Here is a 15297-nt window from a genome sequence, read left to right on the forward strand (position 1 = left end):
GGAACAGGCATAAAGGGTTCTGGAACTTTACAGCATGCCATCCGTTATCCATTCATCGGCATCGCTTGAATGCCATGGAGGATAGAACATGACCTACGATCCAAATGTGCAACGACCGGCAAATGATCCGTTGGACCCGGCCAAAACAGATCGGCCTTCTACAGTTATCAACAATAAGTCCGGTAGTGGCGGAACCTATCTGGTTGCTGCCATCATTATCGCTGCAATCGTTATCGGCGGTTATTACTTCCTGAACGGGAATACCGAAATGAACGCTCCGGCGCCGACAGCGCCAGCCACCGATACCACAACGCCGCCAGCACCGGCGCCGGCTGAACCTCCAGCATCAACTGCACCGGCTCCTGCCGAACCTGCTCCTGCGCCAGCCTCCCGCCGAGCCCGCACCAGCCCCGGCGCCTGCACCAGCCCCTGCTAATTAATGCGGTGAACCATAATAAAAAGGCCCGAATGTTCGGGCCTTTTTTTGTGCAGTTTTTTGACAAAGTTACATATGGATAGGCTTGGCGAATGTGGCCAATGCGGCTTCGCGCACGGCTTCCGACATTGTCGGATGCGCATGCGTTGTACGCGCCAGATCCTCAGATGAGCCGCCAAATTCCATGAGAACCGTTGCCTCGTGAATCATCTCTCCGGCACCATAGCCAAGAATATGAACGCCCAGAACGCGATCTGTGGCCTTGTCAGCGAGAATTTTAACGAAACCGTCCGTATGCAGCATGGCACGGGCGCGGCCATTGGCAGTGAACGGAAATTTACCCGACTTATATTCGATACCAGCCGCCTTGAGTTCTTCTTCTGTTTTGCCAACAGAAGCAACTTCCGGCTGCGTATAAACAACGCTTGGAATGGCATCAAAATTGACATGACCAGCCTGTCCGGCGAGAATTTCGGCAACCGCGATACCTTCGTCTTCCGCCTTGTGCGCCAGCATGGGACCCTTGACCACATCTCCAATGGCATAAATGCCGGAGACATTGGTCTGCCAATGATCGTTGATGGCAACGCGGCCGCGATCATCCACCTCGACACCTGCCTCTTTAAGACCGAGACCGTCTGTGTAGGGTCTGCGACCTGTGGATACGAGAACAACATTGGCCTCGATTGTCTGGGCATCGCCGCCTTTGACTGGCTCAAAAGTTACCTTTGCACCCTTGCCGGATTTCTCGACAGCGGTCACCTTGGCGGAGAGTTTGAATTCAATACCCTGCTTTTCCAGCATGCGCTGGAACTGCTTCGAGACTTCGCCATCCATTGGTCCGAGAATCTTGTCAAGGAATTCGACCACTGTCACCTTGGCGCCAAGGCGCGCCCAAACCGATCCAAGTTCCAGACCGATAACACCACCGCCAACGACAACAAGATGCTCCGGAACAGCCTCAAGCTCCAAAGCACCGGTTGAAGAAATGATGACCTTCTCATCAAAAGCCACATCAACGCCCGGAATGCCTGCAACATCGGAGCCAGTGGCAATCACGATATTCTTTGCTTCGACTTCCTGAACCTTGCCATCTTCACCGGTTACTGAAACTTTGCCCGCGGCAACGACCTTGCCGGTACCAATGAACGTGTCGATCTTGTTTTTCTTGAACAGAAACGCAACGCCATTCACATTGGCATCCACGGTTGCCTGCTTATGGGCAAGCATGGCCGGTAGATTGAGCTTTGGCGTACTCACATCAACGCCAAGCGTCGCGTGGGAATGCCCAGCCTCATGGAAAACCTCAGAAGCGTGGAGCAAGGCCTTTGAGGGAATGCAGCCAATGTTCAGGCAAGTGCCGCCAAAGGTTGCGCGCTTTTCAATAACGGCGGTTTTTAGCCCGAGTTGTGCTGCCTTGATTGCGCACACATAGCCACCGGGGCCTGATCCGATGACGACGACATCATATGCCATGATTGATTCCTTTGCTTTAACTCACATAATTATTGTTGGGGAACGCATTCCTTGAAGCGGAACACTTCCCACGGAAACGTTTCGATCGGCTTTTCCAGCTTGAAGTTGAAATTGCTCATTGCGCCGGAGAGATTGGGCATCAGCAAAGCTTGCGCTGCCGGCTCTTTGGCTTGTGGAAGATAGTCGGCTTGTGCGCCGTCTTTCAGCGCATAAGGCACGCCCTCCCACACTGTACAAGCCGCCAGTTCATCACCTGTCGCATCGCCGCTTGGGCAATTATACATAATCAGCGCATTCGGCCTTGCGGCTTCGTCATGCATGACAACACCTTGAAGCTTCAAATCCGCGTCATTGCGCTGCAGGACAAACTCGTTTGATGTTGCAACAGGCTGATCTTCGGGAAAGTGCTTGAATGTCAGCGTGTAGTCATCGTCGCGGTCGGTATAGACAGCCCGGTCCTGCGTACAAGCGGCATAGGCCGAAGAGGCAAACAGAACTCCGAGCGCCGATATGGCAGCAAGACCTTGTTTTCTGGCGTTGGGGAAAAAAACAGTCATAGCGCTCTAGCTTGCCTGGCTGGTCGCGAGCTTGATACCGAGCCCGATAAAAACCATGCCGGTTACGCGATTGAACCACTTGCCCCAGGATACAAAGCGATCCCGCACTGACTGGATCGTAAAGAAGGTGGAAACCGCAACGAACCATGCAATCAGCGCAAGCGCCATGAACACGCCATAGCTAGCCTGAATCAAAACCGGTGTTTCATGACTGACCAGCGCCGAAAACAATGACAGGAAGAACAGGACGGCTTTCGGATTCAGCGCGTTTGTCACGAAACCCATGAGGAAAGAACGCCCATCGGAAATCTTCTTCTGCGGAACATTCTCGACGACATCCGCCGGTGCTTCCATGGCAGGTGCACGCAGGGCCTTGATCCCGAGATAAACGAGATAGGCCGCACCCGCCCACTTCAGCAAGCCAAACAGAAGCAGCGATTTTGATACAAGCAGACCAAGCCCGAGCACAGTGTAGCTAATGTGGAAAAGCAGTGAAGAGCCAATGCCGAGGCTCGTCATGATAGCGCTGCGGCGGCCATGCACGATGCTCTGCCGGACAACAATGGCAAAGTCAGCTCCGGGCGAGACGATCATGATCGAAAAGACCGCCATCAGACCAAGGAATTCGTACATGTAGTGCGACATGCTTATTCTCCAGAGACGACATACTGGTGCCGGTCTGCTCCCGACCCGAGAGCAACCGGCACAGCTTTATTGCTTAGAGCGTTTTGCGTTTTGAGATTCAAAACGACGCTCTAAACCTTTATTTTACGCAATTCCGGACGGAAAACCGCTACACACTTTTCCTGGAATTGCTCTAGAGATCGAGAACGAGACGCTCCGGATCTTCAAGGCTTTCCTTGACGCGAACGAGGAAGGTAACTGCTTCCTTGCCGTCAACAATACGGTGGTCATAGCTCAAAGCCAGATACATCATCGGGCGGATGACAATCTGACCGCCAACCACAACCGGACGATCCTGAATCTTGTGCATTCCAAGAATACCGGACTGCGGTGCGTTAAGGATCGGCGAAGACATGAGCGAGCCATAGACGCCACCATTGGAAATGGTGAATGTGCCGCCCTGCATGTCCGCCATCGACAGCGCGCCATCGCGTGCAGCTTTACCCAGACGGCCAATATCCTTCTCAATTTCGGCAATCGACATCTGGTCTGCATTACGCACGACCGGAACGACAAGGCCCTTATCCGTGCCGACGGCAACGCCGACATGGGCAAAATTCTTGTAGATGATGTCGGTGCCGTCAATCTCGGCATTAACCGCAGGAATTTCCTTCAAGGCATGGGTGACAGCCTTGGTGAAGAAACCCATGAAGCCGAGTTTGACACCATGCTTCTTCTCGAAAATTTCCTTGTAGCGGTTACGAAGGTCCATGACCGCAGACATATCCACCTCATTATAGGTGGTAAGCATGGCAGCCGTGCTCTGCGCATCCTTGAGTCGGCGCGCAATGGTCTGGCGCAACCGTGTCATCTTCACGCGCTCTTCGCGCGAAGCATCATCTGGCGCGGAAGCCGGACGGGCAACGGCCTTCGGTGCTTCGGCAGCAGCCGGTTGCGACGTAAAGCCCTTGGCAACGGCATCAAGAACATCACCCTTGAGAACCTGGCCTCGCTTGCCGGAACCTTCGACCTGCGAAACAGATACACCTTTTTCGCTCAACAGCTTGGAAGCAGCCGGGGAAGCTGGCATTTCACTGGGCTTGCGCTCGGAAATAGGCGTATTGCCTGCAACCTGAGCAGCCTTGTTTTCTGCCTCACCTGTGGTTGCCGCTGAACCTGGGCCGGATGCCTGTGCTACCGCGTCAGGCTTGGCTTCTTCTTTCTTGGCAGGTGCAGCGGCCGCGCCCTCGCCGGAGCCGATCATGCCAAGCAAGGCGCCAACTTCAACCGTATCGCCTTCCTTGGCGGTAATTTCGGCAAGCGAACCAGCAGCCGCAGCGGGCACTTCAATAGTCACTTTGTCGGTCTCAAGCTCGACCAGCGGTTCGTCGACAGCAATAGCTTCGCCGACCTTCTTGAACCATTTGCCGATTGTTGCTTCGGAAACGGATTCGCCCAGTGTTGGGACGCGGATTTCGGTTGCCATATTCTCAGCTCTCGTTGATCTATTTTAACTGCTCAAAGCGACGTCACGCCGCTCTATCTTTGTTTACTTATGAACCCAGAGCATCTTCAAGGAATGCTTCAAGTTGTGCAAGGTGCTTGGACATCAGGCCGGTCGCCGTTGAGGCTGCGGCAGGACGTCCGGTGTAACGGACCCGCTGATGCTTGGCATCAATATGCGCCAACACCCATTCCAGATAAGGATCGATAAAAGCCCAGGCACCCATGTTCTTGGGCTCTTCCTGACACCAGACCATCTCCGCATTGCGGAAACGCGAGAGTTCAGTGATCAGCGCCTTGGCCGGGAACGGGTAAAGCTGTTCGACGCGCAACAGATAGACATCGTCAATGCCGCGCTTTTCGCGCTCTTCGTAAAGGTCGTAATAGACCTTGCCGGAGCAGAGAACCACACGGCGGATTTTCGAATCCTTCTGCAGCTTGATCGGCTGATCCTTCAGCAGCTGCGCATCATCCCACAACAGACGGTGGAAGGAGGAATCGCCGGTGAAATCGCTGATCGACGATACCGCACGCTTATGACGCAGCAGAGATTTCGGCGTCATCAGGATCAGCGGCTTGCGAAAGTCGCGTTTCATCTGGCGGCGCAGAATATGGAAGTAATTTGCAGGTGTTGTGCAGTTCGCGACCTGCATATTGTCTTCCGCACAAAGCTGCAAATAGCGCTCAAGACGAGCTGAAGAGTGCTCCGGACCCTGACCTTCATAGCCGTGTGGCAGCAGGCAAACCAGGCCCGACATACGCAGCCATTTACGCTCACCCGATGAAATGAACTGGTCAAATATGACCTGCGCGCCATTGGCAAAGTCACCAAACTGAGCTTCCCAAAGGGTAAGCGCGCGCGGATCGGACAGCGAATAGCCATACTCAAACCCAAGGACAGCCTCTTCCGAAAGCATCGAATTGATGACTTCGTAAATTGCCTGACCTTTTTGAAGATTGTTCAGCGGAATGTAGCGTTGTTCCGTGTCCTGATCATAGAGCACCGAATGCCGCTGGCTGAATGTACCGCGCTCGACGTCCTGACCTGACAGGCGAACGGGATGCCCCTCAATTGCCAGTGAGCCGAATGCCAGTGCTTCTGCCGTCGCCCAATCGAAACCTTCGCCGGTCTCGACCATCTTGGCGCGATTATCCTGAAAGCGCTGAATGGTGCGGTGAACATTGAAGCCCGCTGGCACTTCTGCCAGCTTCTTGCCGATTTCCTTGATGGTCTTCAGCGGAAGCCCCGTTTTGCCACGGCGCTGCTCATCAGCATTATCTGCTGTGCGCAAGCCGCTCCAGGCGCCATCCAGCCAATCGGCCTTGTTGGGCTTGTAGTGTTGACCGGCCTCAAATTCCTGCTCGAGGTTTTCGCGCCATGTGGCACGCAGCTTTTCAAGATCGGCTTCAGTAATCAGGCCTTCTTCGATCAGCTTGGAGGAATAGAGCTGTACAGTCGTTTTCTGGCCTCGAATGGTCTTGTACATCAGCGGCTGCGTGAATGCAGGCTCATCGCCCTCATTATGGCCGAAGCGGCGATAGCAGAACATATCAATGACGACCGGCTTGTGGAAGGTCATGCGGTATTCGGTGGCAATCTTCGCCACATAAACAACGGCTTCCGGATCGTCACCATTGACGTGGAAAATTGGCGCCTCAATCATCTTCGCCACATCGGATGGATAGGGCGAGGAACGCGAGAAACGCGGATTGGTGGTAAAGCCGATCTGGTTATTGATGATGAAATGCACCGTACCGCCGACGCGATGACCGCGCAGACCGGAAAGGCCAAGACACTCGGCAACAACGCCCTGACCGGCAAATGCCGCATCGCCATGCAGCAGCAGCGGCATGATCTTGGCACGCTCGGAAAGCGGCACAACTTCATCACGGTCACGGCCGGCGAGCAGATCCTGCTTGGCACGGGCCTTACCCATGACAACCGGATTTACAATTTCCAGGTGCGAGGGATTGGCTGTCAGTGACAGATGCACCTTGTTGCCGTCAAATTCGCGATCCGACGAAGCACCAAGATGATATTTTACGTCACCCGAACCTTCCACGTCATCCGGTGCGTAAGAACCGCCCTTGAACTCGTGGAAAATGGCGCGATGCGGCTTGCGCATGAACTGGCTAAGTACATTGAGGCGTCCACGGTGAGCCATGCCAAGGACGATTTCCTTGAGGCCCATCGAGCCGCCACGCTTGACAATCTGTTCCAGCGCCGGAATCAGCGATTCCGCACCATCAAGACCGAAGCGCTTGGTGCCTTTATATTTGACATCAATGAACTGTTCAAAGCCTTCAGCCTCGACCAGCTTGGAAAGGATCGCCTTCTTGCCTTCTGCGGTAAAGGCAACGCCTTTATCCGGGCCTTCTATGCGTTCCTGAATCCATGACTTTTCCACCGGATCGGAAATGTGCATGAACTCCACACCGATCGTCGAGCAATAGGTGCGCTGCAGGATATCGAGCATCTGCGGAATGGTCGCATATTCAAGACCCAGCACATTATCGATGAAGATCTTACGATCATAATCGGCTGGTGAGAAACCGTAGCTCTCTGGCGACAGCTCGTTATAGTCTTCCTTGACCTCGGCCAATCCCAGCGGATCAAGCTTGGCATGTAGATGACCACGCATGCGGTAAGCCCGGATCATCATGATGGCGCGAACAGAATCGCGCGCCGCATGAATGATGTCGGAGTCAGATGCCTTCGCTGCGGCAGCGCCGTTTGTTGCCGCTGCGCCGTTGGTGCCTTTCGACTTCAGCTTGTCCGTAATGTGCTTTTCGACTTCGCCCCAATTGCCATCAAGAGCAGAAACCAGCTCGCCATTACCCGCGATTGGCCAATTTGGCTTTTCCCAGGACGCACCCTTGGCGTTTTTCTGGATATCGTCTTTATTATCGCCGAGATTGGCAAAGAATTCCTGCCATTCAGCATCCACCGATGCCGGATCTTTCTCGTATTGTGCGTGAAGTTCCTCGATATAATGGGCATTGCCACCATAGAGAAATGAAGTGAGGGCAAAAAGATCGTTGGCCTGTTCTTGACGTGCCATATTCGTGACCGGAGCTGTGCCCCGTCTCCCTTGATAAGAGCGCACCGGCCTTCCGGTGCCACCCTGGGTGAGGCTCGCTCAAGCTATGAGCGTCCCCGCGGATTGATCAGGGCAGCAACTGCCCCGATCCTTCTTAGCTCTGATAAAGGCGAAAGTTCGCCTCCTTTAAGGTCTTATCCCTTAAGGACTTCGACCAATGTCTTTCCAAGCTGCGCAGGCGATGGCGAAACGCGGATACCCGCTGCTTCCATTGCTGCGATCTTGTCTTCAGCGCCGCCCTTGCCGCCGGAAATAACTGCGCCGGCATGACCCATGGTACGTCCGGGAGGAGCTGTACGTCCGGCGATGAAACCGGCCATTGGCTTCTTGCGGCCGCGCTTTGCTTCATCAGCAATAAACTGCGCTGCGTCTTCTTCCGCCGAGCCGCCGATTTCACCGATCATGATGATCGACTTGGTTTCTTCGTCAGCTAGGAACATTTCCAAAACGTCGATGAACTCGGTGCCCTTGACTGGATCACCGCCGATACCGACAGCTGTTGTCTGGCCAAGGCCTTCATTGGTCGTCTGGAACACTGCTTCATAAGTAAGCGTGCCGGAGCGCGATACAACACCCACCGAACCCTTCTTGAAGATATTGCCTGGCATGATGCCGATCTTGCATTCTTCAGGGGTGAGAACACCCGGGCAGTTCGGTCCGATCAGGCGTGACGACGAACGGTCAAGGCGAGCCTTGACGCGAACCATATCCATGACCGGAATGCCTTCGGTGATGCAGATGATCAAAGGAATCTCTGCTTCAATGGCTTCCAGAATGGCTTCTGCCGCGCCTGCTGGCGGAACGTAGATCACGGAAGCATTTGCGCCGGTCCGGTCCTTGCCTTCGGCAACCGAAGCAAAAATCGGCAACTGCGCGCTCGAACCGGTAGGCAGATTGCCTTCCCAGGTCTCGCCACCCTTCTTCGGGTGAATGCCACCAACCATCTGTGTACCGTAATAGGCAAGAGCCTGTTCGGTGTGGAATGTGCCGGTCTTACCGGTCAGGCCCTGAACGAGAACCTTGGTGTCTTTGTTAACAAGAATAGACATGCCTTAGTTTCCCTTCACAGCCTTGACGATTTTCTGCGCCGCATCATCCAGATCATCGGCGGAGACGACATTCAGACCACTCTCATTGATGATCTTCTTGCCGAGTTCAGCATTGGTGCCTTCGAGGCGAACAACCAGCGGCACCTTGAGGCCAACTTCCTTGACCGCAGCGATAACACCTTCTGCGATGATGTCGCATTTCATGATGCCGCCGAAGATATTGATCAGAATACCTTTTACAGCTGGATCAGCAGTGATGATCTTGAACGCAGCCGTTACCTTCTCCTTGCTAGCACCACCGCCAACATCGAGGAAGTTTGCTGGCTCCGCGCCATAGAGCTTGATGATATCCATCGTTGCCATGGCAAGACCTGCACCATTGACCATGCAGCCAATATTGCCATCAAGAGCGACATAGGCGAGGTCATATTTGGATGCCTCGATTTCCTTCTCGTCTTCTTCGGTGGTGTCGCGCAGCTCGACCACATCCGGATGACGGAAGAGAGCATTGCCATCAAATGAAACCTTGGCATCCAGAACACGCAGACGACCGTCTTTCATGACGATCAGCGGGTTCACTTCGAGCAGGCTCATGTCCTTCTCGGTGAAAGCCTTGTAGAGAATCGGGAAAAGCTTTTCGCCATCGGCGCGTGCTTCGCCGCTCAAACCATAAGCATCGCTAATCGTCGCGATATCTTCTGCCGTAACGCCTTTTTCAGGGTCGATTGCAACAGTGATGATCTTTTCAGGCGTATCGTGAGCAACAGCTTCAATATCCATGCCGCCTTCCGTGGAAACCACGAATGCGGGACGGCCAACAGCACGGTCGACCAGGATCGACAGATAAAGTTCGCGATCAATATCAGCGCCATCTTCGATGTAGAGGCGGTTGACCTGCTTACCAGCGGGACCGGTCTGCTTGGTAACCAATGTGTTGCCGAGCATTTCCTTGGCATTTGCAACAACTTCCTCGACGGACTTGGAGAGGCGCACACCGCCCTTTGCATCCGGACCGAGTTCCTTGAACTTGCCTTTACCGCGCCCACCGGCATGAATCTGGCTCTTCACCACATAAAGCGGACCGGGCAGTGTCTTTGCCCATTCTTCCGCCTGCTCGACCGAGTAAACGGCAACACCATTGGCGATTGGCGCACCAAATGTGTGCAGCAGACGCTTGGCCTGATATTCATGAATATTCATATGATATTTCCTCTACGAATAATCCTGAGCCGTAGCTCAGGATCGTTTCAGAATTGTTTCGTGAACCAAATTACTTGAGGTTCGGTGCGATATTGATGCAAGCTTCACAAAGCCCGGCAACCGAAGCCACCGAAGCTTCAAACTGCTTTTCTTCTGCCTTGTTCAAGTCGATTTCGATAACGCGCTCGACACCGCCTGCGCCGATAATGACCGGCACGCCCACATACATATCCTTAACGCCATACTGGCCGGAAAGATGCGCAGCGACAGGAAGAACACGCTTTTTGTCCTTGAGGAAGGCCTCAGCCATCTGAACGGCCGAGGAAGCAGGCGCGTAGAAGGCAGAGCCGGTCTTGAGCAGGCCAACGATTTCGGCACCGCCGTCGCGGGTACGCTGGATGATCTGATCGAGCTTTTCCTGGCTGGTCCAGCCCATCTTCACCAGGTCCGGCAGCGGGATACCGGCAACAGTCGAATAGCGCGCAAGCGGAACCATGGAGTCGCCATGGCCACCGAGAACGAAAGCGGTGACATCTTCAACCGAAACCTTGAATTCATCGGCAAGGAAATAGCGGAAGCGTGCGCTGTCCAGAATGCCGGCCATGCCGACAACCATGTTTTTTGGCAGACCGGAAAATTTCTGCAGCGCCCAGACCATTGCGTCGAGCGGGTTGGTGATGCAGATCACGAAAGCGCCGGGGGCGTATTTCTTGATGCCCGCGCCGACCTGCTCCATGACCTTTAGATTGATGCCGAGAAGATCGTCGCGGCTCATGCCCGGCTTGCGGGGCACACCGGCGGTGACGATGACAACATCTGCGCCTTCAATGGCTGCATAGTCGTTGGCGCCGGTAAGCTTGGCGTCGAAATCATCAACCGGGGAGGACTGAGCAATGTCGAGACCTTTGCCCTGAGGCGTCCCTTCTGCGATGTCGAAAAGAACGATGTCGCCGAGCTCTTTGAGCCCGATCAGATGTGCAAGCGTTCCACCGATCATACCTGAGCCGATGAGGGCGATTTTGTTACGTGCCATGCTGGATACTTCCCTGATCTGAAGTTTTGCCTGAACTTAATGCCTTAACCGACGTCAAAGACCAAAATAACGATTATCAGAAATGCTAGTCGGCAATCTGTCGCCATATGCCTCTGCGTTGGGTGGTTCGAATATTCCTCTTTCAAAAATAACTCAACTTAAAATTTTCCCCTCAATGAATTCAATCGTTTAGATTTGATGGGACTTACGTAAACGTCAATCAGATTTAGCATTTTGAGCTATTTCGAGAGTCTCTTTACACGCCAAAAGTATCAGTCTCATGAAGCTGCGGCCGTTGGGCGGGCGGCATGTTCAAGATAATCTTCGCTTTGCATTTCGAACAGCCGTGATGCGGTACGGTCAAATTCAAAAGCCTCAGTTCCGCGGTTGGCGACATAAAGTTTGTCGGGAGAAGCGGCGGCCGAAATCACGATGTGCACGTGATTGTCATAGAGAATATCGATAAGGATGATGAAACGCTTGGCCTCATTCCTGCGCGCGTGATCGAGCACAGGCACCGCATCGATGAAAATCGTCTTGTATCGTTGGATGATGGCTGTGTAGTCCGCCGCCCCGAGCGGTTTGGAGCAGAGATCAGCGAAGGTAAATCTTGCTGCGTTGCTGCCGGCCTTCGGTATCACCACCGAGCGGCCCTTTACCGTCACGCTGTCGGATGCGACTGTCGCGCCTTCGGTGGCTGCGTGCCATGCCTCATCCATCAAACGATTCGATTCATCGTTCAGAGGGGAAAGATAAACCGGCATGCGATTAAGCTTCTCCAGCCGGTAATCGGTGCGCGCATCCAGATTGATGACGTCCACATGGGTTTTCAGCAAATCAATGAACGGCAGGAATAGCTGGCGATTGAGCCCGTCGCGATAAAGGTTATCGGGCAAAACGTTAGAGGTGGCAACAAGGACAACGCCGCGTTCGAACAAGGCTCGAAACAGGCGCGACAGGATCATGGCATCGGCAATATCCGTAACCGTGAACTCATCGAAACAGAGCACCCATGATTGTTCAGCCAGAGCGTCGGCAACAGGCGGTATCGGATCCTCCTGTTTTGTTTCGCCGTTCTTGAGAGCCTTGCGATGCGCATTGATACGCTCATGAACATCGGCCATAAAATCGAGAAAATGGGCGCGGCGCTTGCGTTTTACCGGGACAAGTTGATGAAACATGTCCATGAGCATGGTTTTGCCCCGTCCAACTTCACCATAAATATAAAGGCCCTTGACGATCTCGTTGCGCGGGGATTTTCGACTGAAAAGCCAACCCAGGGCACTGGATTTCGTCGCAAGACGCTTCGTTGCGACATCGCGGATAAGCCGGTCGAAACGCAAGGCCAGCTGCTGTTGCGCGGGGTCCATATCAAGCTCCCCCGACTGAACGAGCGCCTGGTAGCGCTCGTTCACCGAGGGAAACACTTTCAGATTATCATGCGACATGCGGGAAGCAGTCTCTCAAGGCCGCGCCTTGTTTTTAGCGCGAGAGCGTCAGGTTCTGTCCACCGGATGTCTGACCGTCAAATTTTGACCCACCTGACGAATAAAGCCGCGCCACAGTACCGCCTGCTGCATCATACAGGGTAAGCTGCTTGCCACTGACTGCCCACGAGGACAGCGTTGCTAGCTCCCCGGGGCAACGAAGCGGACCGGCGCGATAACCCTGGCCAAATTTTGTCTGCGGGGTCGCAATCTTGCAGCTCTGACCGCCCATACTCGCATTCCATACACCGGCCACGCTGCCAGCGGTAAGGTCAGGCGCGTTTTCAGGCGGCAACGATGCCACTTGCGTATTGGGTTGAGCGCTTGGAGCCGCGCCAGCAGTGGTTGGCGCCGTCGGAAACTGATTGCCGCCGGGCGGTGGAAGCTGGCTCTGCCTGACAGAGCCGGAAGGAGCCGCTTGCAACGGTGCTGGTCCCGAATCCATCGGTTCCATCCGCGAACTCTGGCATCCGGCCAACACCATGCCAACAGCGGCAACGGTCAGCAAATTGACCTTCAAAGTTCCCATAACCTCAGTTCTCCATCTGCATAATCTGATTCGGGAATACCAACCCATTCCCCTGTGATTAACCATGATACAATGGCCATCTGGCCGAAATTCTCAACCCAAATACCAAAAAAACCACCGTTCAACGGCATTTCCATTGGCAAATGCACCCAAAAGCTGGCCGGAATGACAATATCGCCACACATGACCGCGCCAGCCTTTCGGTCAGTTGAGTCGCATTAACCAGTTTAAGCATTTCAAGGTGAATAAAGTCTTATTATGTCGTGCGAAGCTGCGACCAAAATTTAAAGCCCAAACCCATTGAACTTCCACAAGTGCCGACGTATTTCTTGACAATGACAGTCATAAATAAAACACCCCAGAGAATTCGTCACGAAACCCGCCTTCGCGTGCTTGAGGTTCAAGCTGTGAGGCATTTGACGCCGCTCATGTTGCGCGTCACCCTTGCTGGAGATCAACTCGAAGGTTTTACCAGCCCCGGATATGGCGATCACATCAAGATTTTCTTTTCGCCGCTTGGTGAAGAGCCTGTATTGCCGACACTTGGCCCCGATGGCGTTACCTTCCCGGAAGGCAAGCCACGACCGCAAATGCGCGATTATACACCGCGCAATTATCACGCCGCCACCAACACGCTTGATGTCGATTTCGTCCTGCATGGTGATGGGCCAGCCTCAAGCTGGGCTGCCCAGGCTGCTATTGGACAGAAGCTCGTGATCGGCGGGCCCCGAGGCTCGATGATTGTTTCCGATGCCTTCGACTGGTATTTTCTGGCGGGAGACGAGACTGCGCTCCCTGCAATCAGCCGCCGGTTGGAAGAACTCCCTGCTTCATCCCGTGCCATCGCAGTCATAGAAGTGGCCGGTAAGGAAGAAGAGCAATCGATCAACACCGACGCAAATGCCGAGATCATCTGGGTTCATCGCAATGGCGCTGAAGCCGGGAATAATGATCTACTGCTACGGAAAATTGAGACGCTCGATCTGCCAAGCGGCGATTGCTATGCTTTCATAGCCGGCGAAAGCAGCGCTTCAAAAGCAATACGCCAATATCTGGTTGAGCATCGTGGCCTGAACGGCGAATGGGTAAAAGCAGCGGGCTATTGGCTGCGCGGCGTTGCAGACGCGCACGAGCCGCATTGATCTCTTGACGTTGCGACGTTGAAACGGGTCAGTTAGGTTCGTCTGCAACTCTATGGGAGCAGTCATGTCACAGCCAACGAATACCCGTATCGTTCTCGCCTCTCGCCCTGAGGGGCGGGTCAAACCTGGGAACTTCCGGATAGAAGAAGCCGCGATCCCAACGCCCCGTGATGGCGAAGTGCTACTCAAAATCCTCTATCTGTCGCTCGATCCTTATATGCGCGGCCGGATGGATGATGCAAAATCCTATGCAGCTCCTGTCGCGATAGATGCTGTGATGGAGGGCGGCACCGTAGCGGAGGTTATTGAAAGCAGGCATCCCGGCTATAAAAATGGAGATTTTGTTCTTTCGCATTCTGGCTGGCAAAGCTATGCGATTTCCGACGGCGGCGGTTTGCGTAAGCTCGACCCTGAAGTCGCACCACTTTCAACCGCCGTTGGCATCCTCGGCATGCCGGGCTTTACGGCTTATACGGGCTTACTCACGATTGGCCAGCCGAAACCCGGCGAAACCGTTGTCGTTGCGGCTGCCAGTGGTCCGGTCGGCTCCACTGTCGGCCAGATTGCAAGGCTAAAAGGAGCGCGTGCCATAGGCATTGCAGGTGGCCCAGAAAAATGCGCTTTCATCAGGGATGAACTTGGCTTCGATGCAGCAATAGACCACCACTCGCCTGACTTTTCCGAACAGTTAAAGCTGGCATGCCCGGATGGAATTGACGTCTATTTCGAGAATGTCGGCGGCGCTGTCTGGGACGCTGTCTTTCCGCTGCTGAATACGTTTGCTCGCATACCGGTTTGCGGCCTCATCGCCCAATATGATGGCCTTGATACGTCCGGTAAGGACCGTCTCCCCCATCTCATGCGCGATGTCCTGAAGAAGAGCCTCCTGATACGCGGTTTCATACAGCGGGAGTTCGTGGATCAGCGCCCAGCCTTCACTGAAGATATGGGAAAGTGGCTGCAGAGCGGTGAGGTGAAGTATCGCGAGGATATTGTCGAGGGCCTCGCCAATGCGCCAGAAGCCTTTATGGGACTGCTTCAGGGGCACAATTTCGGAAAACTGGTTATCCATGTGACAGATTGAGCAAATGATGCGCGCCGCCAATGCTTGCAGGGACTGGCATTTCTTCACCTTTTCCGCCATATAGACCCGATAGACA

At 54.1% G+C, this 15297-nt stretch carries 14 protein-coding genes; 3 read left to right on the forward strand and 11 right to left on the reverse strand.

Going from position 1 to position 15297, the window contains the following annotated elements; translation table 11 throughout:
* The first annotated feature begins 88 nt into the window (after window positions 1-88).
* Window positions 89-436, forward strand: coding sequence for a hypothetical protein (locus tag QFZ34_RS12340; RefSeq protein WP_307281309.1), 348 nt, complete (start codon window positions 89-91; stop codon window positions 434-436).
* A gap of 69 nt (window positions 437-505) precedes the next feature.
* On the opposite strand, the gene lpdA is transcribed toward QFZ34_RS12340, so the two are convergent.
* The 11 genes from lpdA to QFZ34_RS12395 all read right to left on the reverse strand — a co-directional run bounded on the left by lpdA (window position 506) and on the right by QFZ34_RS12395 (window position 13180).
* Window positions 506-1912 (reverse strand): dihydrolipoyl dehydrogenase, encoded by a 1407-nt coding sequence (lpdA, locus tag QFZ34_RS12345; RefSeq protein WP_307281311.1) that lies wholly within the window; start codon window positions 1910-1912, stop codon window positions 506-508.
* 29 nt (window positions 1913-1941) lie between these two features.
* Window positions 1942-2469 (reverse strand): hypothetical protein, encoded by a 528-nt coding sequence (locus QFZ34_RS12350; RefSeq protein ID WP_115054434.1) that lies wholly within the window; start codon window positions 2467-2469, stop codon window positions 1942-1944.
* Window positions 2470-2475: 6 nt separating this feature from the next.
* Window positions 2476-3114, reverse strand: coding sequence for a LysE family translocator (locus QFZ34_RS12355; protein WP_115054435.1), 639 nt, complete (start codon window positions 3112-3114; stop codon window positions 2476-2478).
* Between the two features lie 172 nt (window positions 3115-3286).
* Window positions 3287-4579 carry a 2-oxoglutarate dehydrogenase complex dihydrolipoyllysine-residue succinyltransferase gene (gene odhB / locus QFZ34_RS12360; RefSeq protein WP_115054436.1) on the reverse strand — a complete coding sequence of 431 codons (1293 nt, stop codon included), beginning with the start codon at window positions 4577-4579 and terminating at the stop codon, window positions 3287-3289.
* A 67-nt stretch (window positions 4580-4646) separates the two neighbouring features.
* The gene (locus tag QFZ34_RS12365; RefSeq protein ID WP_307281316.1) at window positions 4647-7658 is read right to left on the reverse strand and encodes a 2-oxoglutarate dehydrogenase E1 component; all 3012 of its coding nucleotides are present in this window, start codon (window positions 7656-7658) and stop codon (window positions 4647-4649) included.
* Window positions 7659-7831: 173 nt separating this feature from the next.
* Complete coding sequence (gene sucD, locus QFZ34_RS12370) at window positions 7832-8746, reverse strand: succinate--CoA ligase subunit alpha (RefSeq protein WP_115054438.1); 915 nt, start codon at window positions 8744-8746, stop codon at window positions 7832-7834.
* A gap of 3 nt (window positions 8747-8749) precedes the next feature.
* The gene (gene sucC, locus QFZ34_RS12375) at window positions 8750-9946 is read right to left on the reverse strand and encodes an ADP-forming succinate--CoA ligase subunit beta (RefSeq protein WP_307281321.1); all 1197 of its coding nucleotides are present in this window, start codon (window positions 9944-9946) and stop codon (window positions 8750-8752) included.
* A gap of 70 nt (window positions 9947-10016) precedes the next feature.
* A complete protein-coding gene (mdh, locus tag QFZ34_RS12380) occupies window positions 10017-10979 on the reverse strand; it encodes a malate dehydrogenase (protein ID WP_115054440.1) in 963 nt (320 codons plus the stop codon).
* A 278-nt stretch (window positions 10980-11257) separates the two neighbouring features.
* Window positions 11258-12427 (reverse strand): cell division protein ZapE, encoded by a 1170-nt coding sequence (gene zapE, locus QFZ34_RS12385; RefSeq protein WP_307281325.1) that lies wholly within the window; start codon window positions 12425-12427, stop codon window positions 11258-11260.
* 34 nt (window positions 12428-12461) lie between these two features.
* Window positions 12462-12995 (reverse strand): protease inhibitor Inh/omp19 family protein, encoded by a 534-nt coding sequence (locus tag QFZ34_RS12390; RefSeq protein WP_115054442.1) that lies wholly within the window; start codon window positions 12993-12995, stop codon window positions 12462-12464.
* Entirely contained in the window at window positions 12983-13180 is a 198-nt protein-coding gene (locus tag QFZ34_RS12395) for a hypothetical protein (RefSeq protein ID WP_307281329.1), read from the reverse strand. The genes QFZ34_RS12390 and QFZ34_RS12395 overlap by 13 nt, the downstream gene beginning before the upstream one ends.
* 150 nt (window positions 13181-13330) lie before the next feature.
* Between QFZ34_RS12395 and QFZ34_RS12400 the strand changes: the two genes are divergently transcribed.
* Complete coding sequence (locus tag QFZ34_RS12400) at window positions 13331-14137, forward strand: siderophore-interacting protein (RefSeq protein ID WP_307281331.1); 807 nt, start codon at window positions 13331-13333, stop codon at window positions 14135-14137.
* Window positions 14138-14201: 64 nt separating this feature from the next.
* The gene (gene curA, locus QFZ34_RS12405) at window positions 14202-15221 is read left to right on the forward strand and encodes an NADPH-dependent curcumin/dihydrocurcumin reductase (RefSeq protein WP_307281334.1); all 1020 of its coding nucleotides are present in this window, start codon (window positions 14202-14204) and stop codon (window positions 15219-15221) included.
* The last annotated feature ends 76 nt before the right edge of the window (window positions 15222-15297 follow it).

Origin of the sequence: Phyllobacterium ifriqiyense (assembly GCF_030817885.1) — a bacterium.
Lineage (GTDB): Bacteria > Pseudomonadota > Alphaproteobacteria > Rhizobiales > Rhizobiaceae > Phyllobacterium > Phyllobacterium ifriqiyense.